This window comes from Vibrio sp. Vb1018 (genome assembly GCF_033338775.1).
In the GTDB taxonomy this organism is placed as follows: Bacteria; Pseudomonadota; Gammaproteobacteria; order Enterobacterales; family Vibrionaceae; genus Vibrio; species Vibrio alginolyticus.
The window spans coordinates 42,654-66,952 of the sequence record NZ_JAWOTI010000010.1; the positions used below are offsets into that span (position 1 = coordinate 42,654).

The following is a 24,299-nucleotide window of genomic DNA, read 5'->3' on the forward strand; positions in this document are numbered from 1 at the left end:
TTTTAGAAAAATCTTAGCTAATGGATCACAAATTACACCTAACAACCTCAACCAAAATATGGGGTTTCACCGCTTAGACTCGTTGAACGCTAATTTTGTGACAATTATATGAGGTTAAATTTGACCAAGTTACTAGGCTAAGGTAACTTTCGTGCATCTTACCCGAGGCTTGATTAAGGCAGAAAAAAGATGGCGGTCAAGAAACCAGAAAACATGACCTTTGAAGCAACCATTGAAGAGCTTGATAGCTTGGTTGATCAATTAGAAAATGGCGATCTTGCTCTAGATGATGCCCTGCGTAAGTTTGAACGAGGCATTGCCTTAGCTCGTGCAGGCCAAACTAAATTAAGCGACGCCGAACAGCGCGTGAGCATTCTTCTTAGTGAAGATGATGAAGCACAACTGAGTGACTTCAAACCAGATTCAGAATAACAATCAGTAGTGAGCAATGTGATGCAACAGACATTGACGTCTTTTCAACAAAGAAACAATCAGCAATTGAATTTGTGGCTCGATCAGCTTCCATATCAAGAGCAGCCATTGATTCAAGCAATGAAATACGGCCTTTTGCTAGGTGGAAAACGCGTTCGCCCTTTTCTTGTTTACATCACAGGTCAAATGCTCGGCTGTAAACCTGAAGACTTAGACACCCCCGCCGCTGCTATCGAATGTATACATGCCTACTCACTCATTCATGATGATCTGCCAGCCATGGACGATGATGAACTGCGTCGAGGTCAACCAACTTGTCATATTAAGTTTGATGAAGCAACCGCAATACTGACAGGTGATGCACTACAAACCCTTGCCTTCACTATTATTGCTGATGGTCAATTAAGCTCGGCGGCAGAAGCTCAACGCATCAACATGATCAAAGCCTTAGCGCATTCCTCTGGTGCCAGCGGCATGTGTGTAGGGCAAGCCTTAGATTTAGGCGCGGAAAATCGCCAAGTTTCTCTTGAAGAAATGGAAGAGATACACCGTAAAAAAACCGGAGCTCTGATTGATTGTGCGGTAAAATTAGGTGCATTAGCTGCTGGTGAGAAAGGTATCGAGGTTCTACCTCACTTGGAGCGCTACTCAAAAGCAATTGGTTTGGCGTTTCAGGTTCAAGACGATATTCTTGATATCATCAGTGACACAGAAACACTGGGTAAGCCTCAAGGTTCCGACCAAGGTCTGAATAAGAGCACTTATCCTTCCCTGCTGGGTTTAGAGGGAGCCATAGAGAAAGCTCACACTCTGTTACAGGAAGCACTTCAAGCATTGGAAGCTATCCCATACAATACTCAGTTACTCGAAGAGTTCGCCCGATATGTCATCGAGCGCAAAAATTAACACTATAAGCGCGCATTTATATGACTCTTGATATTTCAAAGTACCCAACACTGGCGTTAGCAAATACACCGGAAGAATTACGTCTTCTTCCGAAAGAAACATTACCAAATCTGTGTGATGAACTGCGAACGTATCTGCTAAATTCAGTGAGCCAATCTAGCGGACACTTAGCGTCTGGCTTAGGCACCGTAGAGCTAACTGTCGCTCTGCATTATGTTTACAACACCCCTATCGACAAATTGATCTGGGATGTTGGTCATCAGGCTTACCCGCACAAAATCCTCACCGGACGTCGCGATAAAATGCCAACAATTCGCCAAAAGGATGGTCTACACCCTTTCCCTTGGCGTGAAGAAAGTGAATATGACACCTTATCTGTCGGCCACTCTTCGACATCGATTAGTGCAGGTCTTGGCATGGCCATCAGCGCACAAAAAGAAGGTAAAGGTCGCAAAATCGTCAGTGTGATTGGTGATGGCGCAATTACAGCAGGCATGGCATTCGAAGCCATGAACCACGCTGGCGACGTTCATCCTGATATGTTGGTGATTTTGAACGACAACGAAATGTCGATTTCAGAAAACGTCGGCGCCCTGAATAACCACCTTGCAAAGGTACTTTCTGGTAGCTTATACACTTCTATCCGTGAAGGCGGCAAGAAAGTGCTGTCTGGTGTTCCACCTATTAAAGAGTTGGTTCGCCGTACGGAAGAGCACCTAAAAGGCATGGTAGTACCTGGTACTCTGTTCGAAGAGTTCGGCTTTAATTACATAGGTCCGATTGATGGGCACGACGTCAACGAACTCGTCAAAACGCTGAAAAATATGCGTGAGCTCAAAGGCCCTCAATTCCTGCACATCATGACCAAGAAAGGCAAAGGTTATGAGCCTGCCGAGAAAGATCCTATCGGCTACCATGGTGTTCCTAAATTCGATCCAACACATAACTGTCTACCGAAAAGCAGTGGCGGTAAGCCAACTTACTCAAAGATCTTTGGTGACTTTTTATGTGACATGGCGGCCCAAGATCCTAAGCTAATGGCAATTACGCCAGCAATGCGCGAAGGATCAGGTATGGTGCGTTTCTCAAAAGAGTACCCAGACCAATACTTTGATGTGGCGATTGCTGAGCAGCACGCAGTGACACTGGCAACAGGCATGGCAATTGCGGGCGATCATCCAATCGTTGCTATCTATTCGACTTTCTTGCAACGTGGTTATGACCAATTGATCCACGACATCGCGATCATGGACTTACCAGTGATGTTTGCGATCGACCGCGCAGGTCTCGTTGGCGCAGATGGTCAAACTCACCAAGGTGCGTTCGATTTGAGCTTTATGCGCTGTATTCCGAACATGGTGATCATGGCGCCAAGTGACGAAAACGAATGTCGACAAATGCTTTACACTGGCCATAAACATACTGGCCCTAGTGCGGTTCGATACCCTCGTGGTAGCGGAATGGGCGTAGAAATCGAAACTGAGTTTACGGCTTTAGAAATCGGTAAAGGACGCATGGTTCGCCAAGGTGAAAAAGTTGCTATTCTGAACTTTGGTACTTTCTTGGGTAACGCGCTAGAAGCGGCAGAATACCTTAACGCCACTGTTGCTGATATGCGCTTTGTGAAGCCGCTCGATGAGGCATTGATTCGTCAACTAGCCGCAGATCATGACGTGCTCGTGACGTTAGAAGAAAATGTTATCGCGGGTGGTGCTGGTGCTGGTGTCGTTGAGTTCATGATGAAAGATAAAATCATTAAACCTGTGTTGAACCTAGGTTTACCAGATGAGTTTATTCATCAGGGAACACAAGATGAACTGCATGAAGAGCTTGGTCTTGATGCAAAAGGAATTGAAAAATCCATCTTGGATTATTTAGCAAAATAGAATGTAAAAAGGGATGCTCATAGCATCCCTTTTTTTACGGTCAACGTTTAATTCATCCAGCCCGCATATTTTGCGACTAGAAACAGGGCAACACCGGCCATAACTCCCGCCACGATATCATCAACCATAATACCCAGCCCACCGTGAACTCGCTTATCTAGCCACCCAATTGGCCAAGGTTTTACCATATCGAAAAAACGAAATAAGATGAAGCCAGTGATCAACCACTTCCATTCAGTGAGTGGAATATTCAGTGCAGGTACAATGCTCATCGTAATCCAAAAGCCTGCAAACTCATCCCATACGATTGAACCATGATCATGTACCTTCATGTCTGCAGAGGTCACTTGGCATATTTGAATGCCGATCACACACGAAATCAGAACAACAATGACATACGCCGTAAATGGTAATTGTGCCAACAACAAAAAGAAAGGCACGGCCGCCAGTGTGCCCATTGTTCCAGGGATAAACGGGGATAATCCACTGCCAAAACCCGTCGCCAATAGATGCCACGGGTTCTTTAATGAAATCAGAGAAAGAGGGTTGGTCATATCCTTAAACCTATACTGCTAGTTTGGTTTCAATCGTCATGCCTGTGAGTTGCTCAATAATAACAGGCTCTTGGCTAGAGCTTAGCTTAGATCATTTAAAGTGGTCGAAGCCACTTAAGTCCCAATCAAGTGGTTGATTGTTATCATGCAGCTCGAAGGTTCCATTTGGTCGGATTTGACCAATACATGTGACCTTACAGCCAGTATGAGATAAAGCGCTTTGTAACGAGCCTCGATTTTGCTCCGGCACGGTAAAACACAACTCGTATTCTTCGCCACTTGCTAAAGCATACTGCTGCGCGCTGATCTTATCATCTAAAAACTGGACTAATTCTGAAGAGATCGGTAGCTGAGAGACATCAATACTCACCCCAACCTGAGATCGCTGTAAAATGTGCTTAATATCAGAGATTAAACCATCTGAAATATCTATCGCAGAAGAGGCTAAGCCAACAAGAGCTTGTCCAGCAAGCACACGCGGAGAACTAAGGTAATGAGCTCGCTCTAGAGCTTCCGCGCCGGCTCTGCTGCGCAGAGAGTCATCTAGAATCACATCCAAGCCAGCTTTTGCATCGCCAAGGTTTCCCGTTACGTATACCCAATCCCCAGGCTTTGCGCCGGATCGCGTGAGCGCTTTGTCTTCAGGTACAAAACCTTGCACCGTGAGTGTCAGACACAATGGCCCTTTGGTGGTATCACCGCCAATTAACTGAATACCATAGTAATCAGCCAGTTCGAAAAATGCATCACAGAAAGGTGCAAGCCATTCTTCATCTGGCTCGGGCATCGTTAATGCAAAGCTCACCCATGCAGGCGTTGCGCCCATCGCTGCCAAATCACTGATGTTAGAAGCCAATGCTTTGTGTGCGACCCATGCTGGGTTCGCGTCGGCTAAGAAATGCGTTCCAGCTACCAATGTATCCGTGCTAATCGCAATCTGAACATTAGCTGGCGCTTTGACCAAAGCGCAATCATCACCAGCGGCTAGATGGACATCTTTACGTTGGCTCTGACGACCGACGAAGTATTTGTCTATCAGATTAAATTCACCAGACATAATTCACTTACTTTTTGATGTAAAAGCTTTTGATACAAAAAAGGTCAGCATGTGCTGACCTTTTCATTGAAGAAATCGTTATTTCTTACGAATGTGAGGTGCTGCTTTATCAAGTACACCATTCACAAACTTGTGGCTATCTTCTGCTGCGAAAACTTTTGCAAGTTCAATCGCTTCATTGATAACAACTTTGTAAGGAACATCTTCGCGACGAGTCATCTCGTACATAGCAAGGCGAAGAAGAGCAAGTTCCATCATATCTAAATCCTGCATAGGACGAGAGATGTATGGACGAATTTTGCTATCTAGCTCAGCGTGGCTAAGTACAACACCGCTTAATAGTTCACGGAAGTAAGCTACGTCTGTCTCTGGAGCAGCAAGCGCTGGCTCAGATGCATGAAGTTCTTCTTCATCGTATTTGTCGCCAGACAAAAACTGTTCTTCAATCTTGGCAACATTCTCTTTAGTAATTTGCCATGAGTAGATCGCCTGTAGAGCGAATTGACGTGCGTTACGACGTGCGGCTGGTTTCACACTGGCCCCCATTAGGAATCAATTTCAGATAGTACATTAATCATTTCAAGTGCGCTTAGTGCAGCCTCTGCACCTTTATTACCAGCCTTGGTTCCTGCGCGTTCAATCGCTTGATCGATCGTATCAACAGTCAAAACACCAAATGCTACTGGAATGCTGAATTCCATAGACACTTGTGCTAGACCTTTGTTCATTTCACTACAAACATAGTCAAAGTGAGGCGTTCCACCGCGAATAACAGACCCTAGAGAAACAATAGCGTCGAATTTGCCAGTTTTAGCAACACGCTGAGCTACTAGAGGTAGTTCTACGGCACCTGGACAACGCACAACCGTGATGTTGTCTTCGCTTACTTGTCCGTGACGCTTTAGTGTATCGATCGCACCAGAAAGTAGGCTTTCGTTAATAAAACTGTTGAAACGAGAAATAACGATAGCAATTTTTGCATTTGGCGCTGGGAAGCCACCCTCGATCACTTTCATAAGCTTTCCTTTAACTCTATTTATAAGTGAAATATGTTCATCAAGTGAGAATCGCCGGATTCTAGCACAAATTTGTGAGCAATATCTAATGGAAATTGGAGGCAAATCACCGGTTCCTAGCCATTGACGAGTTAAGCACGTCAAAGACTAGGAACTTATTGTTCGGTTGTTACTCGCAGACGTACTCAACAACGTTCAGACCAAAACCACCTAACGCGTGGTACTTTTTGTTGGTCGATGACAGAAGGCGCATATCATGTACACCGAGATCCGCAAGAATCTGTGAACCAACGCCAACACGGCGAGACGTGCCTTGTTTTTTAGCAAGCGTTGGGGCTTCACCTTTGTCTTGCGCTTCGAACATCTTCACGCGATGAATAAGTAGATCGGTCGATTCTTCATGGCCAAGAACAACCAGCACACCGCCTTCTTCACCAATGCGTTTCATTGCCTTATCTAGTGTCCAGCTGCGCTCTGCATTACGATCGCTACGTAGTAAGTCGGTAAAAACGTCTTGAAGATGAACGCGAACCAGTGGCGCTTTTTCTTTCAAATCGCCCTTGCACATTGCGTAGTGCACTTGATTATCAATGGTGTCTTTGTACGTGACTAACGTGAACTCGCCAAACTCTGTCGGTAACTTGCACTCTGCCACACGTTCAATCGTTGTCTCAGTGTTATTGCGGTACTCAATTAGGTCGGCAATAGTGCCCAATTTAATACCGTGCTTCTCTGCAAAGATCTCTAGATCTGGGCGACGAGCCATCGTGCCGTCGTCATTTAAGATCTCAACAATCACCGATGCTGGCTCTAAACCAGCAAGACGAGCCAAATCACAGCCAGCTTCAGTGTGACCTGCACGAGTCAGTACACCGCCGTCTTGAGCTGCGAGAGGGAAGATGTGACCAGGCTGCACTAAATCCGCAGCTTTAGCGTTTGGCGCGACTGCTGCTTGAACGGTACGTGCGCGATCTGCGGCTGAAATACCAGTCGTTACCCCTTCTGCTGCCTCAATCGAAACAGTAAAGTTGGTGGTGTATTGCGCATTATTGTCTTGCACCATTGGTGGCAGACCTAGACTTTCGCAACGATCTTTGGTCATGGTTAAACAAATCAGGCCACGGCCATAGGTTGCCATAAAGTTGATGGCTTCCGGCGTAATATGCTCGGCAGCCATGATCAAGTCACCTTCATTCTCGCGGTCTTCATCATCCATTAGGATGACCATTTTGCCTGCGCGAATATCATCAATAATTTCTTGTGGCGTACTGATTGGCATAGTCTGTTATCCCGTTATTCTAAATTTGTTATTGCGACAGCAATGAAAAATCACGTTGCAGTGAATGCTAGTTAGGTCAATAGTTTGAGCTTTGCATTAAGCAAGTCAATGAATCTCGCGGTGTTCTGTGAGTCTGCTCTTTATTGCATGCCTCACGCAGCCACTCCCAAGACTTATGCAAAACCGTTTTGCTGTAAAAAGTCCATCGTGATACGAGACTCGGCCTTATCTTCTTGTTGTCCTTGCAGTAAACGCTCCATATAACGCGCAAGTACATCAACTTCCAAGTTGACTTTGCGCCCCACTTGAAACTGGTCAATCGTAGTTTCTTCACTCGTATGAGGAACGATCGTCAGCTTAAAAGCATTTTTACGTAAGTCGTTGACGGTTAGGCTAATACCATCAACAGTAATCGAGCCTTTCTCTGCAACGTACTTGCTAATTTCCGCAGGCATTGCAACCCAAAATTCTATCGCACGGCCAACTGAATTGCGTTCGACAATTTCACCAACCCCATCGACATGGCCAGAAACGATATGTCCACCCAATCGCGTTGTTGGCAGCATGGCTTTTTCTAGATTCACCTTATCGCCTACTTGGTATTCAGAAAACCCAGTTTTCTTCAAGGTTTCTAATGACAGATCAGCACTGTAATAGTGGCTTCCGAAGTCAACTACCGTTAAGCAAACACCATTGGTCGCAATGCTATCGCCTAACTTAACGTCTGACATATCAAGCGTACCCGTTTCAACCGTGACGGTGATGTCTTCGCCCTTCGGCGTAATCGCAGCTAACTTGCCAACTGCTTCTACTATTCCTGTAAACATACTATTTCTTATCTAATTTCATTACGTTTTATGGTGGCGGTGATGCGAATGTCTACCCCAACCATACGAACGTCTGTAATGTTTAAATCTATGACGTCAGCCATAGCGCTTAACCCTAAAGCACCTATAAGCCCCCGACCATCGCTGCCCATGAGTTTTGGCGCAAGGTAAACAATGAGCTCATCTACAAGATTAGCCTTTATCATCGCACTCGCTAGCGTAGCTCCAGCTTCAACCCATAAGTGATTGATATGGTGCTCATCAGAGATACGTTTTAATGTCGTTGATAAGTCAATTTGGTCAGCGCTGTCCAATAGAGGGATACAGTCTCCATCAGAGCGAACAATAACTCGTTCTCCATCGGTATGGAACAGCTTGAGCGCATCAGTTAAATGGTTCTGACGGTCTAAGATTACACGTACTGGTTGACGAAGCTCTTCTTGTAAATAATGCGCTTGAACACTATTAGGTAAGTCATCCCAGCGCACATTGAGTGATGCATTATCATCAATCACCGTTTTGCTAGTAGAAAGAATGCCACCACTTATCGCTCGATAACGCTGCACATCTTGGCGGGCCGCTGGGGAGGTGATCCATTGGCTCTGACCATTACTGAGTGCGCTTTGCCCATCCAAACTGGCTGCCATTTTTAATTGAACAAACGGCATGCCTGTACGCATGTACTTTATAAAACCAGGGTTAAGGGCAAGGGCATCTTGCTCTAACAAGCCGATTTGTACTTCAATTCCGGCATCACGTAACATCTGGATGCCGCGACCTGCAACTTTCGGGTTTGGGTCTACCATGGCGCAAACCACACGTGCCACTTTGGCTTTAATCAGCCCTTCGGCACATGGCGGTGTACGGCCGTAATGAGAGCAAGGTTCTAGCGTCACATAAGCGGTTGCACCAACTGCTTTTTCACCCGCCATGCGCATCGCGTGCACTTCGGCATGCGGCTCACCAGCACGATGGTGATAGCCTTCACCGACAATTTCTTCATCACGAACGATGACACACCCTACATTTGGATTAGGGGCGGTGGTATAAATGCCACGTTTCGCTAACTTAATAGCTCGTGACATCATGGCGAAATCTAAATCAGAAAACGCTCTTTCAGGAGTGTGTTGAGTCATGAGCTACTCAGTCTTCTAGGCGGGCAATCTCTTCGCCAAACTCGCGAATATCTTCAAAGCTGCGGTAAACGGAAGCGAAACGAATGTAAGCCACCTTATCGAGCTCTTTGAGCTGGTCCATGACTAAATTACCAATCATTTCACTCGGAACCTCTCGCTCACCCGTCGCACGCAGTTGTGATTTGATCATACTGATCGCTAACTCTATAGAATCGGCACTCACTGGGCGTTTCTCTAAAGCGCGTTGAATACCGCCAACCATTTTATCTTCATCAAATGGTTCACGGTTGCCATTCGATTTGATCACTTTAGGCATCACTAACTCTGCGCTTTCAAACGTAGTGAAACGCTCGCTACACGCCAAGCACTGACGGCGACGTCGAACTTGATGGCCATCAGCCACTAAGCGGGAATCAATAACTTTGGTATCGTTCTCGGAACAAAAAGGACAATGCATATCACCTCCATATCTATACCAAAATAACCTCATGAGCAATCACGGAAACCACGCGTTCATGGTTATACGGACTCTATTAAAGCTATTTGGGTATAACGCTTTCAAACCGAAATAAAAGCTCATGTAGTGTAGCGGAATTGGTATGTTAGACAAAACAAAAAGGGGCGCAAAGGCCCCTTTTTCACTCAATATCTCGTCGAATGTGTTAACTGCGTGCTAAGTAGTTCGCTTTACCAACCCACTTGTAGCTAGTTAGCTCTTCTAAGCCCATCGGACCGCGTGCATGTAGCTTTTGCGTAGATACTGCGACTTCTGCGCCAAGGCCAAATTGCGCACCGTCTGTAAAGCGCGTTGAAGCATTCACATAAACCGCCGCCGAACCGACAGAATTGATGAACAGTTCTGAATTTTCCAAACTATTGGTCATGATCGCATCTGAGTGGCTCGCGTTATGGACACGCATATGATCAATGGCATCTTTCACATCAGACACAACTTTTACACCAAGAGTGTAGCTCAACCATTCCGTATCAAAGTCACCTTCAACAGCATCGCGAATTTGTGTTGCTTGAGCCATCAGTGCTTTTGCCTTAGGCTCTGTCACGAAGGTCACTTTATCGTTCATGCGCTCTACGATCATTGGTAGGAATTGCGCTGCAATTTTTTCATGCACGAGCAGCGTATCTAATGAGTTACACGCAGATGGACGTTGAACTTTAGAGTTCTCAACCACATTCAGGGATTTCTCTAGATCAGCGGATTCGTCGACAAAGATATGGCTGATACCAAAGCCACCAATAATCACCGGAATCGTGCTGTTTTCTTTACACATTTTGTGTAGGCCAGCACCACCGCGTGGAATGATCATGTCGACGTAATCGTCCAACTTAAGCAATTGAGAAACAAGCTCACGATCTGTTTTTTCAATGTACTGCACAGAAGCGGCTGGAAGGTTCGCCTTTGCGAGCGCAGACTGAATAACCTTCACTAATTCCATATTCGAGAAAAAGGTCTCTTTGCCACCACGTAAAATGCTTGCGTTGCCGGTTTTCAAGCACAACGCTGCGATATCAATGGTTACGTTTGGACGCGCTTCATAAATTACGCCCACGACACCAAGCGGCACACGACGACGAGACAGTGACATCCCATTTTCCAGTACCTTACTGTCTATTTCGCTGCCTACAGGATCGTTCAAGCTAATGACGTTGCGAACATCATTCGCAATTGCAGTCAGTCGTTCTTCATTAAGCAAAAGGCGATCGAGCAGCGCATCGGTTAAACCCGCTTCACGACCAAGTTCGATGTCTTTAGCGTTTGCCGCCAAAATAGCAGCAGAGTTTGCTTCTAGCTCATCAGCAATGATGGCTAATGCTTGGTTCTTTTGCGCAGTTGACGCTGTCGCTAATTCGAAAGCTGCATCTTTAGCAGCTTTACCCATATTCGTTAAATCCACTTTGCTTCCCTCTAATTCTATTCCTGAATGACGACCAAATCATCGCGGTGAATCACCTCAGAGCCATAATCATGACCCAAAATAGAGATGATATCTTTACTGTGCTTACCCGTAATTTTAGTTAGGTCATCACTTGAGTAGGCGCTGATGCCACGAGCCACCAACTTACCGTGAGCGTTTGTTACACGCGCCACTTCGCCTCGTGCGAAGTCACCACTAACTTTGATGACCCCTTTAGCAAGTAGGCTACTGCCCTTGCCGACCACAGCATTGACTGCACCATCATCAATAATGATGTCGCCCGATGCCGCAGGTCCCGCTAGAATCCAGCGTTTACGGTTCTCTAAGGCTTCAGCGCAAGGTAGGAAGCGCGTGCCCTGAGGTTCAGCACTTAAAGAGTCAAAGATAACATTCGGCGCACTACCAGCAGCAATAATAACCTCTATACCTGCGCGGCGAGCGATGTCTGCGGCTTGCAGCTTCGTTGCCATACCACCAGTACCCAATGTTGTACCGCTTCCACCTGCGATTTTACGCAGCGTATCGTCGATGGTTTTTACTTCCTTGATAAGCTCTGCGTTCGGATCTTTACGAGGGTCAGCAGTAAACAGACCTTTTTGGTCCGTTAAAAGCAAGAGCTTATCTGCACCACATAAAATGCCTACCAAAGCGGAAAGGTTGTCGTTATCGCCAACTTTAATCTCGCTAGTCGCAACGGCATCATTTTCGTTTACGATAGGAACAATATCGTTCGCAACGAGCGCATTAATAGTGTCACGCGCGTTAAGGAATCGCTCACGATCTTCTAAATCGGCACGGGTTAGTAGCATTTGGCCAATCTTGATACCATAAATACCAAACAAAGACTCCCATGTTTGAATCAAGCGACTCTGCCCCACCGCGGCAAGTAACTGCTTACTCGCCATCTCGTTGGGCAATGCGGGGTAACCAAGATGCTCACGGCCTGCTGCAATCGCACCAGACGAAACCATTACGATTGAATGGCCTTGTTTTTTAAGCTCAGCACACTGGCGTGCTAACTCAACCATGTGTGCACGGTCGAGTGCCAGAGTGCCGCCTGTCAGCACACTTGTACCCAGTTTCACAACGACAGTTTGTGGTTGTGAAACAACTGCATTTTGTTGATTCGTTGTCATGATGTCTTCTGAAGTGAAAAACAAATAAAGAGAGGATGTTTTAACAATCAAATAGGGAATTAACAAGAGAAAAGGTGCGTTTTCGCACCTTTTTGTTTGGTATTAAATGAAAACAACCAAATTAAGCGAAATCGAAAGACTCCGTGTGATATTCGACTTCTAATTTGAAGTGTTCTTCTAAAGTATCAACCAGCTTTTGATGGAATGTGCTCTGCGTGAGATACACTTCCTCTACCACTTTTTTGGGAAGGGCTTCAGATACCCATTGCCCTTCTTTGTTGTACTTGCCAATATGATATTTAGCAGTAAAGCCTCCCTCGATGGATTCCAAATCCATCCACCAGCCCCAAAATTCACGCTTCTCAGGCGATTTTTTGTCGTCTACACATACAGATAAACAATCAAAATAATAGCGCCCTTCTTGCGATTGTGGTTCGCGCAGGTAAGGCCCTATCGCCTTCAACTTTGACATCAAGCGAAAGTGAGTCGGGCCCTGAGTCGTCTCTGACATATGAATCTCCGTTTTCATAGTTAAAAGTAAACACCCAAGAATGATTATTATTTTTAATTATCATGAGCTTATTTTTTGCTCAGATATATCACTCTTAACTAATTTAGGAGAATTGTCACCCTAATAATTCATCTTCTAGCCACTTTATGGCTAAATCGAGGGATTGCTCATATCCTTTTGTAATTGTTTTGGAACTGATTTTTTTCGCTCTACCATACTGGCTAAATAGAGCAACAAGTTGATTATCACTGTGTGGCGACACTGGATCGCCTTCAAGACTCAAAGCCAAAATAGGCACTTTGGTTTTTCGACTGCTCAGGAAGCCCTGAACCTTCAATGACCACGCCATCATCTGACCAGCCATGCTATTAATATCAACCGCATTTTTCCCCAAACGGGAAGCCAAAAGATCTAAATACATCTTCGGCATTTTTTGTAACTTCTGAGGGGAAGTAAAAATATCATGTACGGGCGCGCCTAGAGCGACACAAGCTTTGATCTTTTCCTGCTCGACAAAAGAGAGTCTGATCATGGCATTACCACCAAAACGAAACCCAACTAACCCCACTTTGTGATGATCAACCCAAGGTAGCGAGTAAAGCTCATTCAATACCGCTTGATGTAGGCAACTTGAATTCTCGGTCAAGGGCCAATGAGAGCTATGCCCTACCGAAGGCATGTCTACGGTTAACATCGCAATATCTCGCGGTGCAAGACGATTACGGAACAAACGCCACATGTCGGTTTGTAGAGTATCCAAACCAGCGCTCACCATGACCACAGGCAACTGTTTATCCGTTCTTGGTAAATGGAGGTTCGCGATGATTTTGCGATTTTGGTAAGGCACTTCAATTTGCTTGATGGTGTACTTAGTTTTTTCTGCGCCGTCAGAATACGCTTTGTTTGCCAGTACTTGAGCCTGCGATGCCAAGTTATCATTTTTTAAATGTGGGTAGCCTGCAATACTAAAACACAAAGAAGCAGTGAAGAGTTCATCCGCTGCCTCTTCTCCTTGCATTTCATTTGCTCGCTTCTGATGATCCATACCAAGCTTGATCCACTCAAATGTCCAGTTACCACTGTGATAACCCATTACAGTGTCTAACCAATCATCATTGGTTCGCGAGTGAGATGATGAAGCAATTTTGGACAGTACGCCTTCCATTTCGATCGGAGACAATCCTTGCCAAGCCCATTGCAAGCGACGCAAATGACGATACCAAGCACGATCACCCTGCGCTTCTCGTTCATCAAGTATTTTTTTACTGGTCGGCATGTACTGGGTAAGCGCGGAGGTTTCTTTTGCTTGCTTATGTTTCACGAACAAAGTTTCGGAAAGATTTTTACTGACGTCTTCAGACATAGGAAGAACCCTAGGCTATTAGCATGATTTAATATCATAATAAAAAAAATGCCCCTATAAAGGGGCATTTCTCAATATTCTTTAACCGCGCTTATTTTTGCTTGCGGTTTACTGGCTCAGCATACTGGATTGACATATCCCAAGGCTGCTCGATCCAAGTGTCTTGAGCAATATCTACAACGTAATCATCCAGCAGCTCTTTGCCTGATGGTTTCGCACACACAGCGATCATTTTCGCTTTTGGATACATCTCACGTAGTTTGCGCGCTGTATCACCACTGTCTACTAGGTCTTCAACGATTAGGTAACCTTCGCCATCACCTTCAGGTGCTTTTAGTACCGTCATATCGCGCTGATGATCATGGTCGTAGCTTGAAATACAGATTGTATCAACGTAACGAATACCCAGTTCACGAGCTAAAATAGCGCCAGGAACCAAACCGCCGCGGCTTACCGCCCAAATTCCTTTCCATTGCTCAGCTGGCATTTGTTTCTCAGCCAGTTCACGGCAGTAAGTCTGCATTGCATCCCAAGTGATAATGAATTTTTTACTCATTGTAATAACCTAATAATTTGAAAATATGCATCCTCAAAATCTAGCGAAGTCACTCAAAAGCGGAATGCTCACTAACTTCTCCAAAATGTTTGGAGACGAGGATTTCAAGCTGCGCAAACGATTATTCTACCGAAACACACCGCTAATACCAACGGTGATATCAAAATTCTCTGCCTATTCCGCAGAAAAACCGTCTTCTGTGAACAACGTAAAAAAGAAAAAGCCAGCGTGAATAAATCCACACTGGCTTTTTGCTCGAGAAATTAACCGACGAGGTATTTAACGATGAAGATGGCTGACATCACCCATACACTCATCGACACTTCACGGCCCTTACCGCTGAATAACTTGATCGCCGCGTATGCGATAAAGCCTAACGTGATACCTTCTGCAATCGAGAATGTTAGCGGCATAACTAAACAAGTCACAACAACTGGGGACGCTTCAGTTAGGTCACGCCAATCAATGCTTACTAGCCCAGACAGCATCAAGATCGCCACATAGAATAGCGCACCTGACGTTGCATAAGCAGGGATCATACCCGCAAGTGGTGAGAACAATAGAGCAAGTAGGAAGAGTACACCAACAACCACGGCTGTTAGACCAGTACGCCCACCCGCAGCTACACCAGAAACGCTTTCAATATAAGATGTCGTGTTGGAGGTACCAAGTAATGCACCTACTGACGTTGCTGTTGAGTCTGCAAGTAACGCTTTGTTTAAACGAGGGATGTTGCCATTCTCATCAGTTAGACCAGCTTTTTGAGAAACGCCAACGAGCGTACCTGCGGTGTCAAATAAATCGACAAATAGGAAAGCAAATACGACGGAAATCATGCCTACTTCAAACAAACCAGAGAAATCCAGTTGCATGAAAGTTGGCGCAATGCTTGGTGGCGTTGACATAATACCGCCCCACTGCACATCACCAAATAGAAGACCAAGCGCTGTAACGCCAAGAATGGCGATCATCACCGCACCTTTCACACCACGGTGAACCAGTGCAATCGTAAGAAAGAAGCCAATCGCGGCCAATACAGATGGCAATGATGTGATCTCTCCCATAGAAACTAATGTCGCTGGGTTATCAACGACGATACCTGCATTTTTTAATGCGATAAACGCTAAGAAAAGACCAATACCAGCTGAAATACCTGTTCGTAGAGAATGCGGGATCGAGTTAATAATCCACTCACGGATCTTAAATACGCTTAAAAGAATGAACAGAAGGCCAGAAACAAATACAGCCGCCAACGCAACTTGCCACGTATAACCCATTCCCAATACAACAGAGTAAGTAAAAAATGCGTTCAGGCCCATTCCTGGTGCCTGTGCGATTGGGTAATTGGCAACAAATCCCATGATAAAACAGCCGATTGCGGCAGCAAGACAAGTCGCGACAAAAATGGCGCCACGGTCCATACCGGTATCCGACAGGATCGCTGGGTTTACAAAAATAATGTAAGCCATAGTTAGGAAGGTCGTAACACCTGCAATGATCTCAGTGCGCACATTTGTGCCATTTTCACTGAGTTTAAAAAGCCTCTCGAGCATGATCGAATCCTGTAAAGGTAAAAAGTAAACGGTTGCGTAATCGATTGGCGGGAATTATAAAGTTATCAAATAGCAAATTCTAGATAGAATCTTCACTCTAATGCGTTTTTTTTCTTTGGATATGAAACACATTCTCTAATCTATCATAGCAAGCAAAGAAATATATTCTTATAAAACAATAGGTAACCCAGATAACACAGTTCTCTAAAAGAGAATAAAAACTGAGCAATGTACTAAACTTTCAGATGAAAAAGGCCCATTTTAAACATGGTATCTAACAGATTTGATGGAAAAGTCGATAAAACCGAAGAATGGGGAATAGAAGAAGGCTTTGATGGCAATAAGTGAGTCAGGAAGAGAAAATAGAGATAAAAAAACGCCACCCAATTTGGGTGGCGGTGAATCATGTCAGCACTATCACTGAAAAAAAATTCCAATTTATAGGGGTGAACAAACTGTTCGAGTCACATGCGTTGACTTCACTTAGTAGCCAAAGCTTGTTGGGTATACAAAGTTACCGGTGTAAACAGACTTGCTATTCCAGAACATTGTACTTGGTAAACCTTTCATAACTATCACCTTTTAAATCAATTAAACATTCGTTGATTTCTCGGTTCCTTGGAGGCGATAAAACGGACTCATCCTTTGAGCATTTCATTCTTCTCTCAGAAGCTGGTTACAAATATACCACCAAGAAATTTAATTACAAGCATTTTAGTGATTGGAATCACAAAAAATGCACAAATTGACCTTTATCAAAGTTTATGTGTAATTAAATTACAATTTTATGAATTAAAAAATAAAGCCACTTTCAGAATATATGATAGAGAACACATAGTGCTTGTTATTGTATTCACAAACTGTGACAGTTCTGAGAGAAATCCTTGTGATCGCGACTACTCGTACTCTTTATCTGGTGGTATGCTAACGGCAATTTGAAGGCCAAGTCGTATAGCATTTAATGCTGCCTTGATAATATTTTTACGGTATATATTTGGCAAAGCACATCAAAAGGAGTCATCCGTGTCTGAGTTCCATTCTGAGATCAGTACCTTATCACCTGCTCCACTTTGGCAGTTTTTCGATAAGATTTGTTCTATCCCTCATCCATCGAAACATGAAGAAGCATTAGCACAGTACATTATCAACTGGGCAACAGAGCAAGGCTTTGACGTTCGCCGTGATCCAACCGGTAACGTGTTCATCAAAAAGCCCGCGACACCAGGAATGGAAAATAAGAAGGCTGTTGTACTTCAAGCACACATCGACATGGTGCCGCAGAAAAACGAAGACACTGAACACGACTTCACCAAAGATCCAATCCAACCTTACATCAATGGCGAATGGGTAACTGCGAAAGGCACGACGCTTGGTGCAGATAACGGTATTGGTATGGCTTCTTGCCTTGCTGTATTGGCATCTAAAGATATTAAGCACGGTCCACTCGAAGTTCTGCTGACGATTGATGAAGAAGCAGGCATGACTGGCGCATTTGGCCTTGAAGCTGGTTGGTTAGAGGGTGAGATTCTTCTAAATACAGACTCTGAACAAGAAGGCGAAGTCTACATGGGTTGTGCAGGTGGCGTTGATGGCACCATGACTTTCGATATTTCTCGAGAATCAACGCCTGCAGGTTTTGTAACACGCCAACTGACGCTGAAAGGCCTAAAAGGTGGTCACTCAGGTTGTGACATTCACACAGGTCGCGGTAATGCCAACAAATTACTTGGTCGTTTCCTTGCCGGTCATGCTCAAGAGCTTGATTTACGTTTAGTCGAATTCCGTGGTGGTAGCTTACGTAATGCAATCCCTCGCGAAGCGTTTGTTACTGTCGCGCTTCCTGTCGAAAACCAAGACAAACTTGCTGAGCTGTTCAACCACTACACTGAGCTGCTTAAAACTGAATTGGGTAAAATCGAAACAGGTATCGTAACCTTTAATGAAGCGATCACGACTGACGCGCAAGTATTTTCAATCGCCGATCAGCAACGATTCATTGCGGCACTTAACGCTTGTCCAAACGGCGTAATCCGTATGAGTGATGAGGTGGAAGGCGTTGTTGAAACTTCTCTAAACGTTGGTGTGATCAGCACAGAAGAAAATAAAGTCACCGTGCTTTGCTTGATTCGTTCTCTCATTGACTCTGGCCGTAGCCAAGTGGAAAGCATGCTGCGCTCGATTACTGAGCTAGCAGGCGCACAAATTCAGTTCTCAGGCGCTTACCCTGGCTGGAAGCCAGATGCAGATTCCGAGATCATGGCAATTTTCCGTGATATGTATGAAGGCATTTACGGTCATAAGCCGAACATCATGGTCATCCATGCTGGTCTTGAGTGTGGCCTATTTAAAGAACCATACCCACACATGGATATGGTTTCTTTCGGTCCAACAATAAAATTCCCTCACTCTCCAGATGAGAAAGTGAAGATTGATACTGTTCAGTTGTACTGGGATCAGATGGTCGCGCTTTTAGAAGCGATTCCAGAGAAAGCATAATTCAATCACAAAAAATGACAAAGGGTGCCATACGGCACCCTTTTTTTGGTTTAGTTGAACCCAACTACACACGGTTTTGCGCGTAAGCGGCTAATTCATCCATTGAGGTTTGTGCAGCAACTTCACCATCAATGTAGTAAGTAACAAACTCACCATCGCGTACACCCATGAGTGTCGCCTTTTCACCGTTACTGTAAGTAATATCCATTTGAACAGTGTTCTCATCGATTTGCTGCATTCGCCCCTGCTCAATGACACGGTTATCCGCTAATGGTGCGATTGGTGCCGTCGTTAACGACTTATCTAACTGGTGATTGACATCAATGTAAGTATCTACCTTTGTATCGAAGATATGTGGCTTACCATTTAACGGGTTCTTACCCGTCCAAAATTCTAGAGAGTTAAACACGATATAATCCGCTGCGATCGCGACACCATAAACAGGCGCTAAAAGCATATTTAGGCCACCTCGAGCGTAACGGTTGTCAACAGCTTTCAAGTTAAACCCCATGACATAACCTGTCACGGCATTACTACCTACGCAACCTGAAAGTGAAACTGCTACCGCAGTCAATGCACCAATTTTAGCAATTGCCTTTTTCATCAAAACCTCTAGTTAGAAAGTGTGAAACCTCAAATTCGGCGCGGATATTATCGGATAAAAAGTAGGGTTAAAAGTCCGTTTTTTTGTCCTCCATGAACAGTATTATTTTTAATACAGTCACATTTTTTAAGGCTATTATTGCGCTCTCTTCTCTATGGCTTGTTATGTATTAAACTGATAGAAAAGATCATATTGAAAACAAAAACTTCACACATACCAAAATTTCACGCATGACGATTAAAGTAATTTGTCGTGTCCTTAATGAGAATGATTAGTGCGATTTTGCAGCAATTGTTACATTGCTGATGACGCATTTGACAGAGATGGTTTATGGCCAGAAGTAAAAAAAGCAAAGTGTTTGAGCTCTTAGGACATCAAATACAACCAGGACAACGATTAGAGATCGAATTTGAAGCAGCGAAGCTATATACACATTCGCCTTTATCTATTCCTGTGGAAATCATCCATGGGAAACAAGAAGGACCAGTGTTAATGGTGAATGCTGCTATCCATGGTGATGAGCTTAATGGCGTAGAAATCGTTCGTCAGATCATTAACCAACTGGATCCACAAAAACTGAAAGGCACTGTCATTGCAGTACCTATCGTTAACGTTTTTGGTTTCATCCATAAATCTCGTTACTTGCCCGACCGACGAGATCTCAACCGTTGCTTTCCTGGCAGTGAAAAAGGCGCACTTGCATCTCGTATGGCACACGGGTTCTTTAACAACATTGCCAAGCGTTGTGACTACATTTTGGATCTACACACAGGGGCAATTCATCGCACGAACTTGCCACAGATCCGCGCAAACTTAAGCAACCCAGAAACTCTGCGTATTGCTCAAGCATTTGCAACGCCAGTGATTGTTGATTCAGCATTGCGTGATGGCTCTTTACGCAGTGAAGCAGAAAAATGTGATATTCCAGTGCTCACCTACGAGGCTGGCGAAGCATTGCGCTTTGATCCACTTTCGATCAGCGCTGGTGTACTCGGGGTTCGGCGCGTAATGCAAGCCATTGGTATGTTGCGTGCGAGCAGGAAAAAGCTGCCTGAGCCTATCATAGCGAAGTCCACCAGCTGGGTTCGCGCGTCAGGTAACGGCATTTTGCGTACTGTCGTTAATCTGGGAGACAAAGTAGAACAAGGTGAAACGCTCGCTTATATTAGCTCTCCTCTTGGTCATGATGAGATAGAACTAAAAGCCCCGAAGCGTGGTTTAGTTATCGGTCAACAAACATTACCATTGGTGAACGAAGGCGATGCAATTTTCCACCTTGCCTATTTTAACCAAGGTGATAATGCTTTAGAGCAAGCAGTCGAAAGCTATATTGAAGGCCTCACTGAATTCGATGCCGAGCCGCTGACCACCGGACAGATACCGTTAGAAACTCAGTAATTCCTACCAAGTAGGCGCCTGATTAGCTCAAAAGGAGCAACAGTGCTCGCACTATCTTGTTTAAAGCCAATAAGCTCAGCGTCCATGATGCTGGGCTTTTTGTTTTATGTACGCTAACGATACTTATCGTAGTTTCCACGAATGGATAAAAAACTTTACAATCCGTCGCAAAAACACATTTGATAATTAATCTCATTATCATTTATTAATCGTAATAATGTTCTTATAATCCCAGCTTCATAAAAACACTATAAATCATCAATATGAAACGATTAAAAAGTCATCCATTCAAAGTAAATCTCATTTCACTGGCTTTGCTCTTCCCTCTTTATTCATATGCCGAGACAGCGCCAAATGAAGAGCTTGAAGTCATAGGCGTTCGTTATGCCAAACCTATTACCATTGCTGAGCCTGCGCAAACCACCATTAATTGGTCAGAGATTGAAGAGCAACAGTACTCTAATTTTGCCTCAATGATCGATGCCGTTCCCGGTGCATCAATAGATGGTGGCGGTCGTTCTGGTGGCGAACGTATTAACATTCGTGGTTTTGATGATCCAAGCGATATCGCCGTCTTTGTCGATGGCGCTCCAATCGGCTTTCAACAATACCGCTACGGTACCTTCTTTTTTGATCCGTTCTTAATTGGCGAAGCAGAAATTATCAAGGGCGCGCACGACTATCGAGCACTCAACGGGAAGTTTGGTGGCTCCATTCGCATTAAAACCAAAAGTGTCGATGATCTCCTGTACGGCGAAAGAAACTTTGGTGCTCGCATATCAAGTGCATACAACACCAACGGCGATGAGAACGCCTACACGCTAACACTCTATGGTAAAAACGATACTGGTTTTTATTTTCTAGCGAATGGCTCGGTAAAAGATTCTGATGACATTAAAGTCGGAGGTGGTGAAACGCTGGATTACTCAGGTTATGAGCAAGAAAACATGCTCGTAAAGGTCGGTTATGAAAACAACGATCACGAGTTTGAAATTAGCCACACTCGCTACAAAGATGAAGGTCGTAAACCTTGGGCTAACCGCCGCGGAAAAATGCCTAACATCACCGAATACAATATCAAGAAATACGGCTCATTAGAAAAAGCCCAATACGCTTACACCGTCGATAACAAATACACGGACAACACCACGACCATCTCTTACCACTACATGCCGACTAACCCGTATATTGATTTCAATATCAAAATGGCACGTTCCGAAAACGATCGTCATTGGGTTCGCCCTGACGTAGCATTCGAGAAAATGTTCGTTTCTGTTGGCAGTTACGGTCATGAGTCATGGCTGAGTTACGAGCGTGACTACGTTGATGTGTTTAACCAAGCACAATTCGGAGACCACACTCTAATCACTGGGCTTCAATATCAAAAAACCGATAGAGACTCGTTAGTATTCAACGCATCATACGACAGTAATGAAGCAAAAAATTACGGTTGGTACACCCCTTACTACGAACCATCTGGCACGCAGTCAATTTATGCCGCTTACATTGCTGATCACTATCAAGCAACAAACCGCCTAACAATCACACCTTCTCTGCGTTACGAATACATCAAGAGTGAAGGAAAAGGGAACGCTGCGCCGGATTATAATGATCCAGCTGCCGGACATAACTACGGTGAAACGACGCATAAAGGCTTTAGCCCACGTTTGGATATCGACTTTGATGCGAGCAATAATACGCGTTTAAACGCCTCCTACGCCTACGCTTTAAAAGCACCAACCGTTGATAACATCTACTCAGTGCAATATGCGCGAGCTACCGCTACGGCTACTGCTTTGAATCTGGACGTGTCTCGTATCCATGCTTATCAAGCAAGCGTTATCAACTTAACGGAAGGGCTGGTGAACTCTCGCGATAACCTCGCAACAGAGTTAACTATGTTCTATAACGATGTTAGCGACACAGTTGATATACGAACGGGCGAAAACCTCGACAAAAATACTACTGAGTTACAAAGCTGGAATACAAACCTAGATGGCTTTAAAAACTATGGCTTTGAGCTAATTTCACAATACCGGATTGAAGATTTCTACAGTAATTTCTCAGCAAGTTACATTCGCGGCAAAAACAAAGGTAGCCTATCTGACTCTACAGGTTCAGATGATGATCATCCTGATGTACCGCCATTAAACATTAATCTGGGTTTAGGTTACGAATGGATTCCTGGTTTACGTACGGGCTGGGAAGTCCGTTGGTATGATGCGCAAACCAAAACCAAGGCAAGCGGTAATAATTTAAAAGTGAAATCGCCAAGTGAGCAATACACGCTACAAAACGCTTACGTGGTTTGGGAAATACAACAAGTCGAAGGCTTGAGCGTTGGCGCGGTTGTGAAAAACTTAACCGATCGTTACTACGAAGCATACCTATCTAATGGCGTGCCTTCGCCTGGTCGCGAAGTCAAACTGCACCTCACTTATCAATACTAACCATACCTAAAAGATGCAGGGCAGACATTAACTGCCCTGTTATATCGTATCCAATGGCCATAATTGCACGCCGTTTTATTTATCAGTATTATCATTTCCTTTTTCTTGCATACACATTATGAACAATCTAAAAACACGGCTTCTTCTGATTTGCTTCTTCCCTGTAGGTAGCCTAGCGCAAGCTTCTGAGAACATTGCAGACTACTTAAAAGAACAAAGCAAGCACCAAGTTTCAGAAGATTTTTACGCACAGCCAACAGCAAATAACCTGAATCTAGATGCAAAAACTAACTCTTTAACTTGGCACGAAGATGGTAAGCCGGATCACTGTCGTTACGCCAAGCAGCCCAAAGACGTCGCAACACATTTCGACTACGGTGAAGCAAACGATCTATCTGACGGCTTACAACACTTTGATTTACCGGAAAGACATTCTGCAAAGGTCAAATCGACACATCGCACTTATGCTAATAACCCTCACCTTCTTCCTGGCAATAAACAATTTGCAGCCCCTGAAGACGGCACGTTTAGCCTGTCCGTATCATCGGATTGTTTTTAGCCGATATAAATAAAAAATGCCCTGAGACAAAACTCAGGGCATTTTCACTATTTGTTTGATGGGTAACGTCACCATCTCACCGATTTAAACTTATTCTTCGTCAGTGTCTACTTCGGTTTCACGTGCTTTGCGGGCTTCTTCTTTACGAACTTTTGCCGCTAGTTGTTCTGCTTCACGCTCTTGACGTTGCGCTGCTTTACGCTCGTTACGAACCACTTGGTTTTGGATAAATCCAGCCAGTTCTTGTTCAGCCCAAGCTTGTGCTTTCTCTTCGCTGTCAAAGCCTGTTTCACGCTTTGATACTACAGTCTTACGAGATGTCACTTGGCGAGTGATTTCTGCGCTCCAGCCGTTACGTTTTTCAGTGACGCGGATAGCAAATTTTGGATTCTTAGACATTTCTTTCATTTCCTAAGGGATTTAGGGATCAATCAGGGATTCGGTCAACTTGATAACTCCATCTAAGCTGAGCTGTTTAACACCATCCCTTGGTAAGCGCGGTATTAGAGCATAAAAGTAATCTAAACGCTGCAAGTTTTTTACGCTAGATAATAGATGACAAAGAAGAGGCAGAACAAAGCAACGTTTCGCCAAGTCACTAGAAAGAGCGACGAAGAAAAAAAGAGTGATAAGAAAAAAGAAAGCG

23 protein-coding genes are annotated in these 24,299 nt (G+C 44.5%); 7 read left to right on the top strand and 16 right to left on the bottom strand.

What is annotated here, in order from left to right:
* The first annotated feature begins 189 nt into the window (after positions 1-189).
* The 3 genes from xseB to dxs are packed head-to-tail and all read left to right on the top strand — an operon-like array spanning position 190 to position 3,224.
* Positions 190-432, top strand: coding sequence for an exodeoxyribonuclease VII small subunit (gene xseB / locus R7Z10_RS12320; protein ID WP_213965670.1), 243 nt, complete (start codon positions 190-192; stop codon positions 430-432).
* A 21-nt stretch (positions 433-453) separates the two neighbouring features.
* Complete coding sequence (gene ispA, locus R7Z10_RS12325; RefSeq protein WP_258453172.1) at positions 454-1,338, top strand: (2E,6E)-farnesyl diphosphate synthase; 885 nt, start codon at positions 454-456, stop codon at positions 1,336-1,338.
* 20 nt (positions 1,339-1,358) lie between these two features.
* A complete protein-coding gene (gene dxs / locus R7Z10_RS12330; protein WP_047010153.1) occupies positions 1,359-3,224 on the top strand; it encodes a 1-deoxy-D-xylulose-5-phosphate synthase in 1,866 nt (621 codons plus the stop codon).
* A gap of 47 nt (positions 3,225-3,271) precedes the next feature.
* Here the strand turns inward: dxs and pgpA are convergent, their stop codons facing one another.
* The 14 genes from pgpA to R7Z10_RS12400 form a co-directional block, all read right to left on the bottom strand.
* Positions 3,272-3,778 carry a phosphatidylglycerophosphatase A gene (gene pgpA, locus R7Z10_RS12335; RefSeq protein WP_031780838.1) on the bottom strand — a complete coding sequence of 169 codons (507 nt, stop codon included), beginning with the start codon at positions 3,776-3,778 and terminating at the stop codon, positions 3,272-3,274.
* Positions 3,779-3,869: 91 nt separating this feature from the next.
* Positions 3,870-4,835, bottom strand: a complete 966-nt coding sequence (gene thiL, locus R7Z10_RS12340) for a thiamine-phosphate kinase (protein WP_005381570.1) — start codon at positions 4,833-4,835, stop codon at positions 3,870-3,872.
* A gap of 78 nt (positions 4,836-4,913) precedes the next feature.
* Positions 4,914-5,381 (bottom strand): transcription antitermination factor NusB, encoded by a 468-nt coding sequence (gene nusB / locus R7Z10_RS12345; protein ID WP_005381571.1) that lies wholly within the window; start codon positions 5,379-5,381, stop codon positions 4,914-4,916.
* Positions 5,381-5,851, bottom strand: a complete 471-nt coding sequence (gene ribE, locus R7Z10_RS12350) for a 6,7-dimethyl-8-ribityllumazine synthase (protein WP_005381572.1) — start codon at positions 5,849-5,851, stop codon at positions 5,381-5,383. The genes nusB and ribE overlap by 1 nt, the downstream gene beginning before the upstream one ends.
* A 169-nt stretch (positions 5,852-6,020) precedes the next feature.
* Entirely contained in the window at positions 6,021-7,130 is a 1,110-nt protein-coding gene (ribBA, locus tag R7Z10_RS12355; protein ID WP_005381573.1) for a bifunctional 3,4-dihydroxy-2-butanone-4-phosphate synthase/GTP cyclohydrolase II, read from the bottom strand.
* 173 nt (positions 7,131-7,303) lie between these two features.
* Positions 7,304-7,957 carry a riboflavin synthase gene (locus R7Z10_RS12360; protein WP_053306528.1) on the bottom strand — a complete coding sequence of 218 codons (654 nt, stop codon included), beginning with the start codon at positions 7,955-7,957 and terminating at the stop codon, positions 7,304-7,306.
* 8 nt (positions 7,958-7,965) lie between these two features.
* Positions 7,966-9,093, bottom strand: a complete 1,128-nt coding sequence (ribD, locus tag R7Z10_RS12365; RefSeq protein WP_053306529.1) for a bifunctional diaminohydroxyphosphoribosylaminopyrimidine deaminase/5-amino-6-(5-phosphoribosylamino)uracil reductase RibD — start codon at positions 9,091-9,093, stop codon at positions 7,966-7,968.
* Between the two features lie 7 nt (positions 9,094-9,100).
* Positions 9,101-9,550, bottom strand: a complete 450-nt coding sequence (gene nrdR, locus R7Z10_RS12370) for a transcriptional regulator NrdR (RefSeq protein WP_005381578.1) — start codon at positions 9,548-9,550, stop codon at positions 9,101-9,103.
* Between the two features lie 205 nt (positions 9,551-9,755).
* Positions 9,756-11,006, bottom strand: a complete 1,251-nt coding sequence (locus tag R7Z10_RS12375) for a glutamate-5-semialdehyde dehydrogenase (RefSeq protein WP_318104963.1) — start codon at positions 11,004-11,006, stop codon at positions 9,756-9,758.
* A 17-nt stretch (positions 11,007-11,023) separates the two neighbouring features.
* The gene (gene proB / locus R7Z10_RS12380; RefSeq protein ID WP_054576937.1) at positions 11,024-12,163 is read right to left on the bottom strand and encodes a glutamate 5-kinase; all 1,140 of its coding nucleotides are present in this window, start codon (positions 12,161-12,163) and stop codon (positions 11,024-11,026) included.
* 121 nt (positions 12,164-12,284) lie between these two features.
* Positions 12,285-12,674: a sigma factor-binding protein Crl gene (gene crl / locus R7Z10_RS12385; protein WP_005381584.1), complete on the bottom strand. Its 390-nt coding sequence runs from the start codon at positions 12,672-12,674 to the stop codon at positions 12,285-12,287.
* 115 nt (positions 12,675-12,789) lie between these two features.
* Positions 12,790-14,037 (bottom strand): esterase FrsA, encoded by a 1,248-nt coding sequence (gene frsA, locus R7Z10_RS12390; RefSeq protein ID WP_005381586.1) that lies wholly within the window; start codon positions 14,035-14,037, stop codon positions 12,790-12,792.
* A gap of 91 nt (positions 14,038-14,128) precedes the next feature.
* Positions 14,129-14,593 (bottom strand): oxytetracycline resistance phosphoribosyltransferase domain-containing protein Tet(34), encoded by a 465-nt coding sequence (gene tet(34), locus R7Z10_RS12395; protein WP_005381590.1) that lies wholly within the window; start codon positions 14,591-14,593, stop codon positions 14,129-14,131.
* A 263-nt stretch (positions 14,594-14,856) separates the two neighbouring features.
* Positions 14,857-16,146, bottom strand: a complete 1,290-nt coding sequence (locus R7Z10_RS12400) for an NCS2 family permease (RefSeq protein ID WP_005381592.1) — start codon at positions 16,144-16,146, stop codon at positions 14,857-14,859.
* Between the two features lie 1,023 nt (positions 16,147-17,169).
* Between R7Z10_RS12400 and R7Z10_RS12405 the strand changes: the two genes are divergently transcribed.
* Complete coding sequence (locus R7Z10_RS12405; RefSeq protein ID WP_318104964.1) at positions 17,170-18,642, top strand: aminoacyl-histidine dipeptidase; 1,473 nt, start codon at positions 17,170-17,172, stop codon at positions 18,640-18,642.
* A gap of 64 nt (positions 18,643-18,706) precedes the next feature.
* On the opposite strand, the gene R7Z10_RS12410 is transcribed toward R7Z10_RS12405, so the two are convergent.
* Positions 18,707-19,246, bottom strand: a complete 540-nt coding sequence (locus tag R7Z10_RS12410) for a DUF3332 domain-containing protein (protein WP_005381596.1) — start codon at positions 19,244-19,246, stop codon at positions 18,707-18,709.
* A 330-nt stretch (positions 19,247-19,576) separates the two neighbouring features.
* Here R7Z10_RS12410 and R7Z10_RS12415 point away from each other — a divergent pair, with 330 nt between their 5' ends.
* From R7Z10_RS12415 to R7Z10_RS12425, 3 genes are all read left to right on the top strand, one after another.
* Positions 19,577-20,644, top strand: coding sequence for a succinylglutamate desuccinylase/aspartoacylase family protein (locus R7Z10_RS12415; RefSeq protein WP_017820600.1), 1,068 nt, complete (start codon positions 19,577-19,579; stop codon positions 20,642-20,644).
* A 263-nt stretch (positions 20,645-20,907) separates the two neighbouring features.
* On the top strand, positions 20,908-23,094 hold the full coding sequence (locus R7Z10_RS12420; RefSeq protein ID WP_258510122.1) for a TonB-dependent receptor: 2,187 nt from the start codon (positions 20,908-20,910) through the stop codon (positions 23,092-23,094).
* 118 nt (positions 23,095-23,212) lie between these two features.
* Positions 23,213-23,653 carry a hypothetical protein gene (locus R7Z10_RS12425; RefSeq protein ID WP_054579043.1) on the top strand — a complete coding sequence of 147 codons (441 nt, stop codon included), beginning with the start codon at positions 23,213-23,215 and terminating at the stop codon, positions 23,651-23,653.
* Between the two features lie 90 nt (positions 23,654-23,743).
* Here R7Z10_RS12425 and R7Z10_RS12430 read toward each other — a convergent pair whose 3' ends face one another.
* Positions 23,744-24,052 (bottom strand): DUF3622 domain-containing protein, encoded by a 309-nt coding sequence (locus R7Z10_RS12430; RefSeq protein WP_025998700.1) that lies wholly within the window; start codon positions 24,050-24,052, stop codon positions 23,744-23,746.
* Positions 24,053-24,299 lie beyond the last annotated feature (247 nt).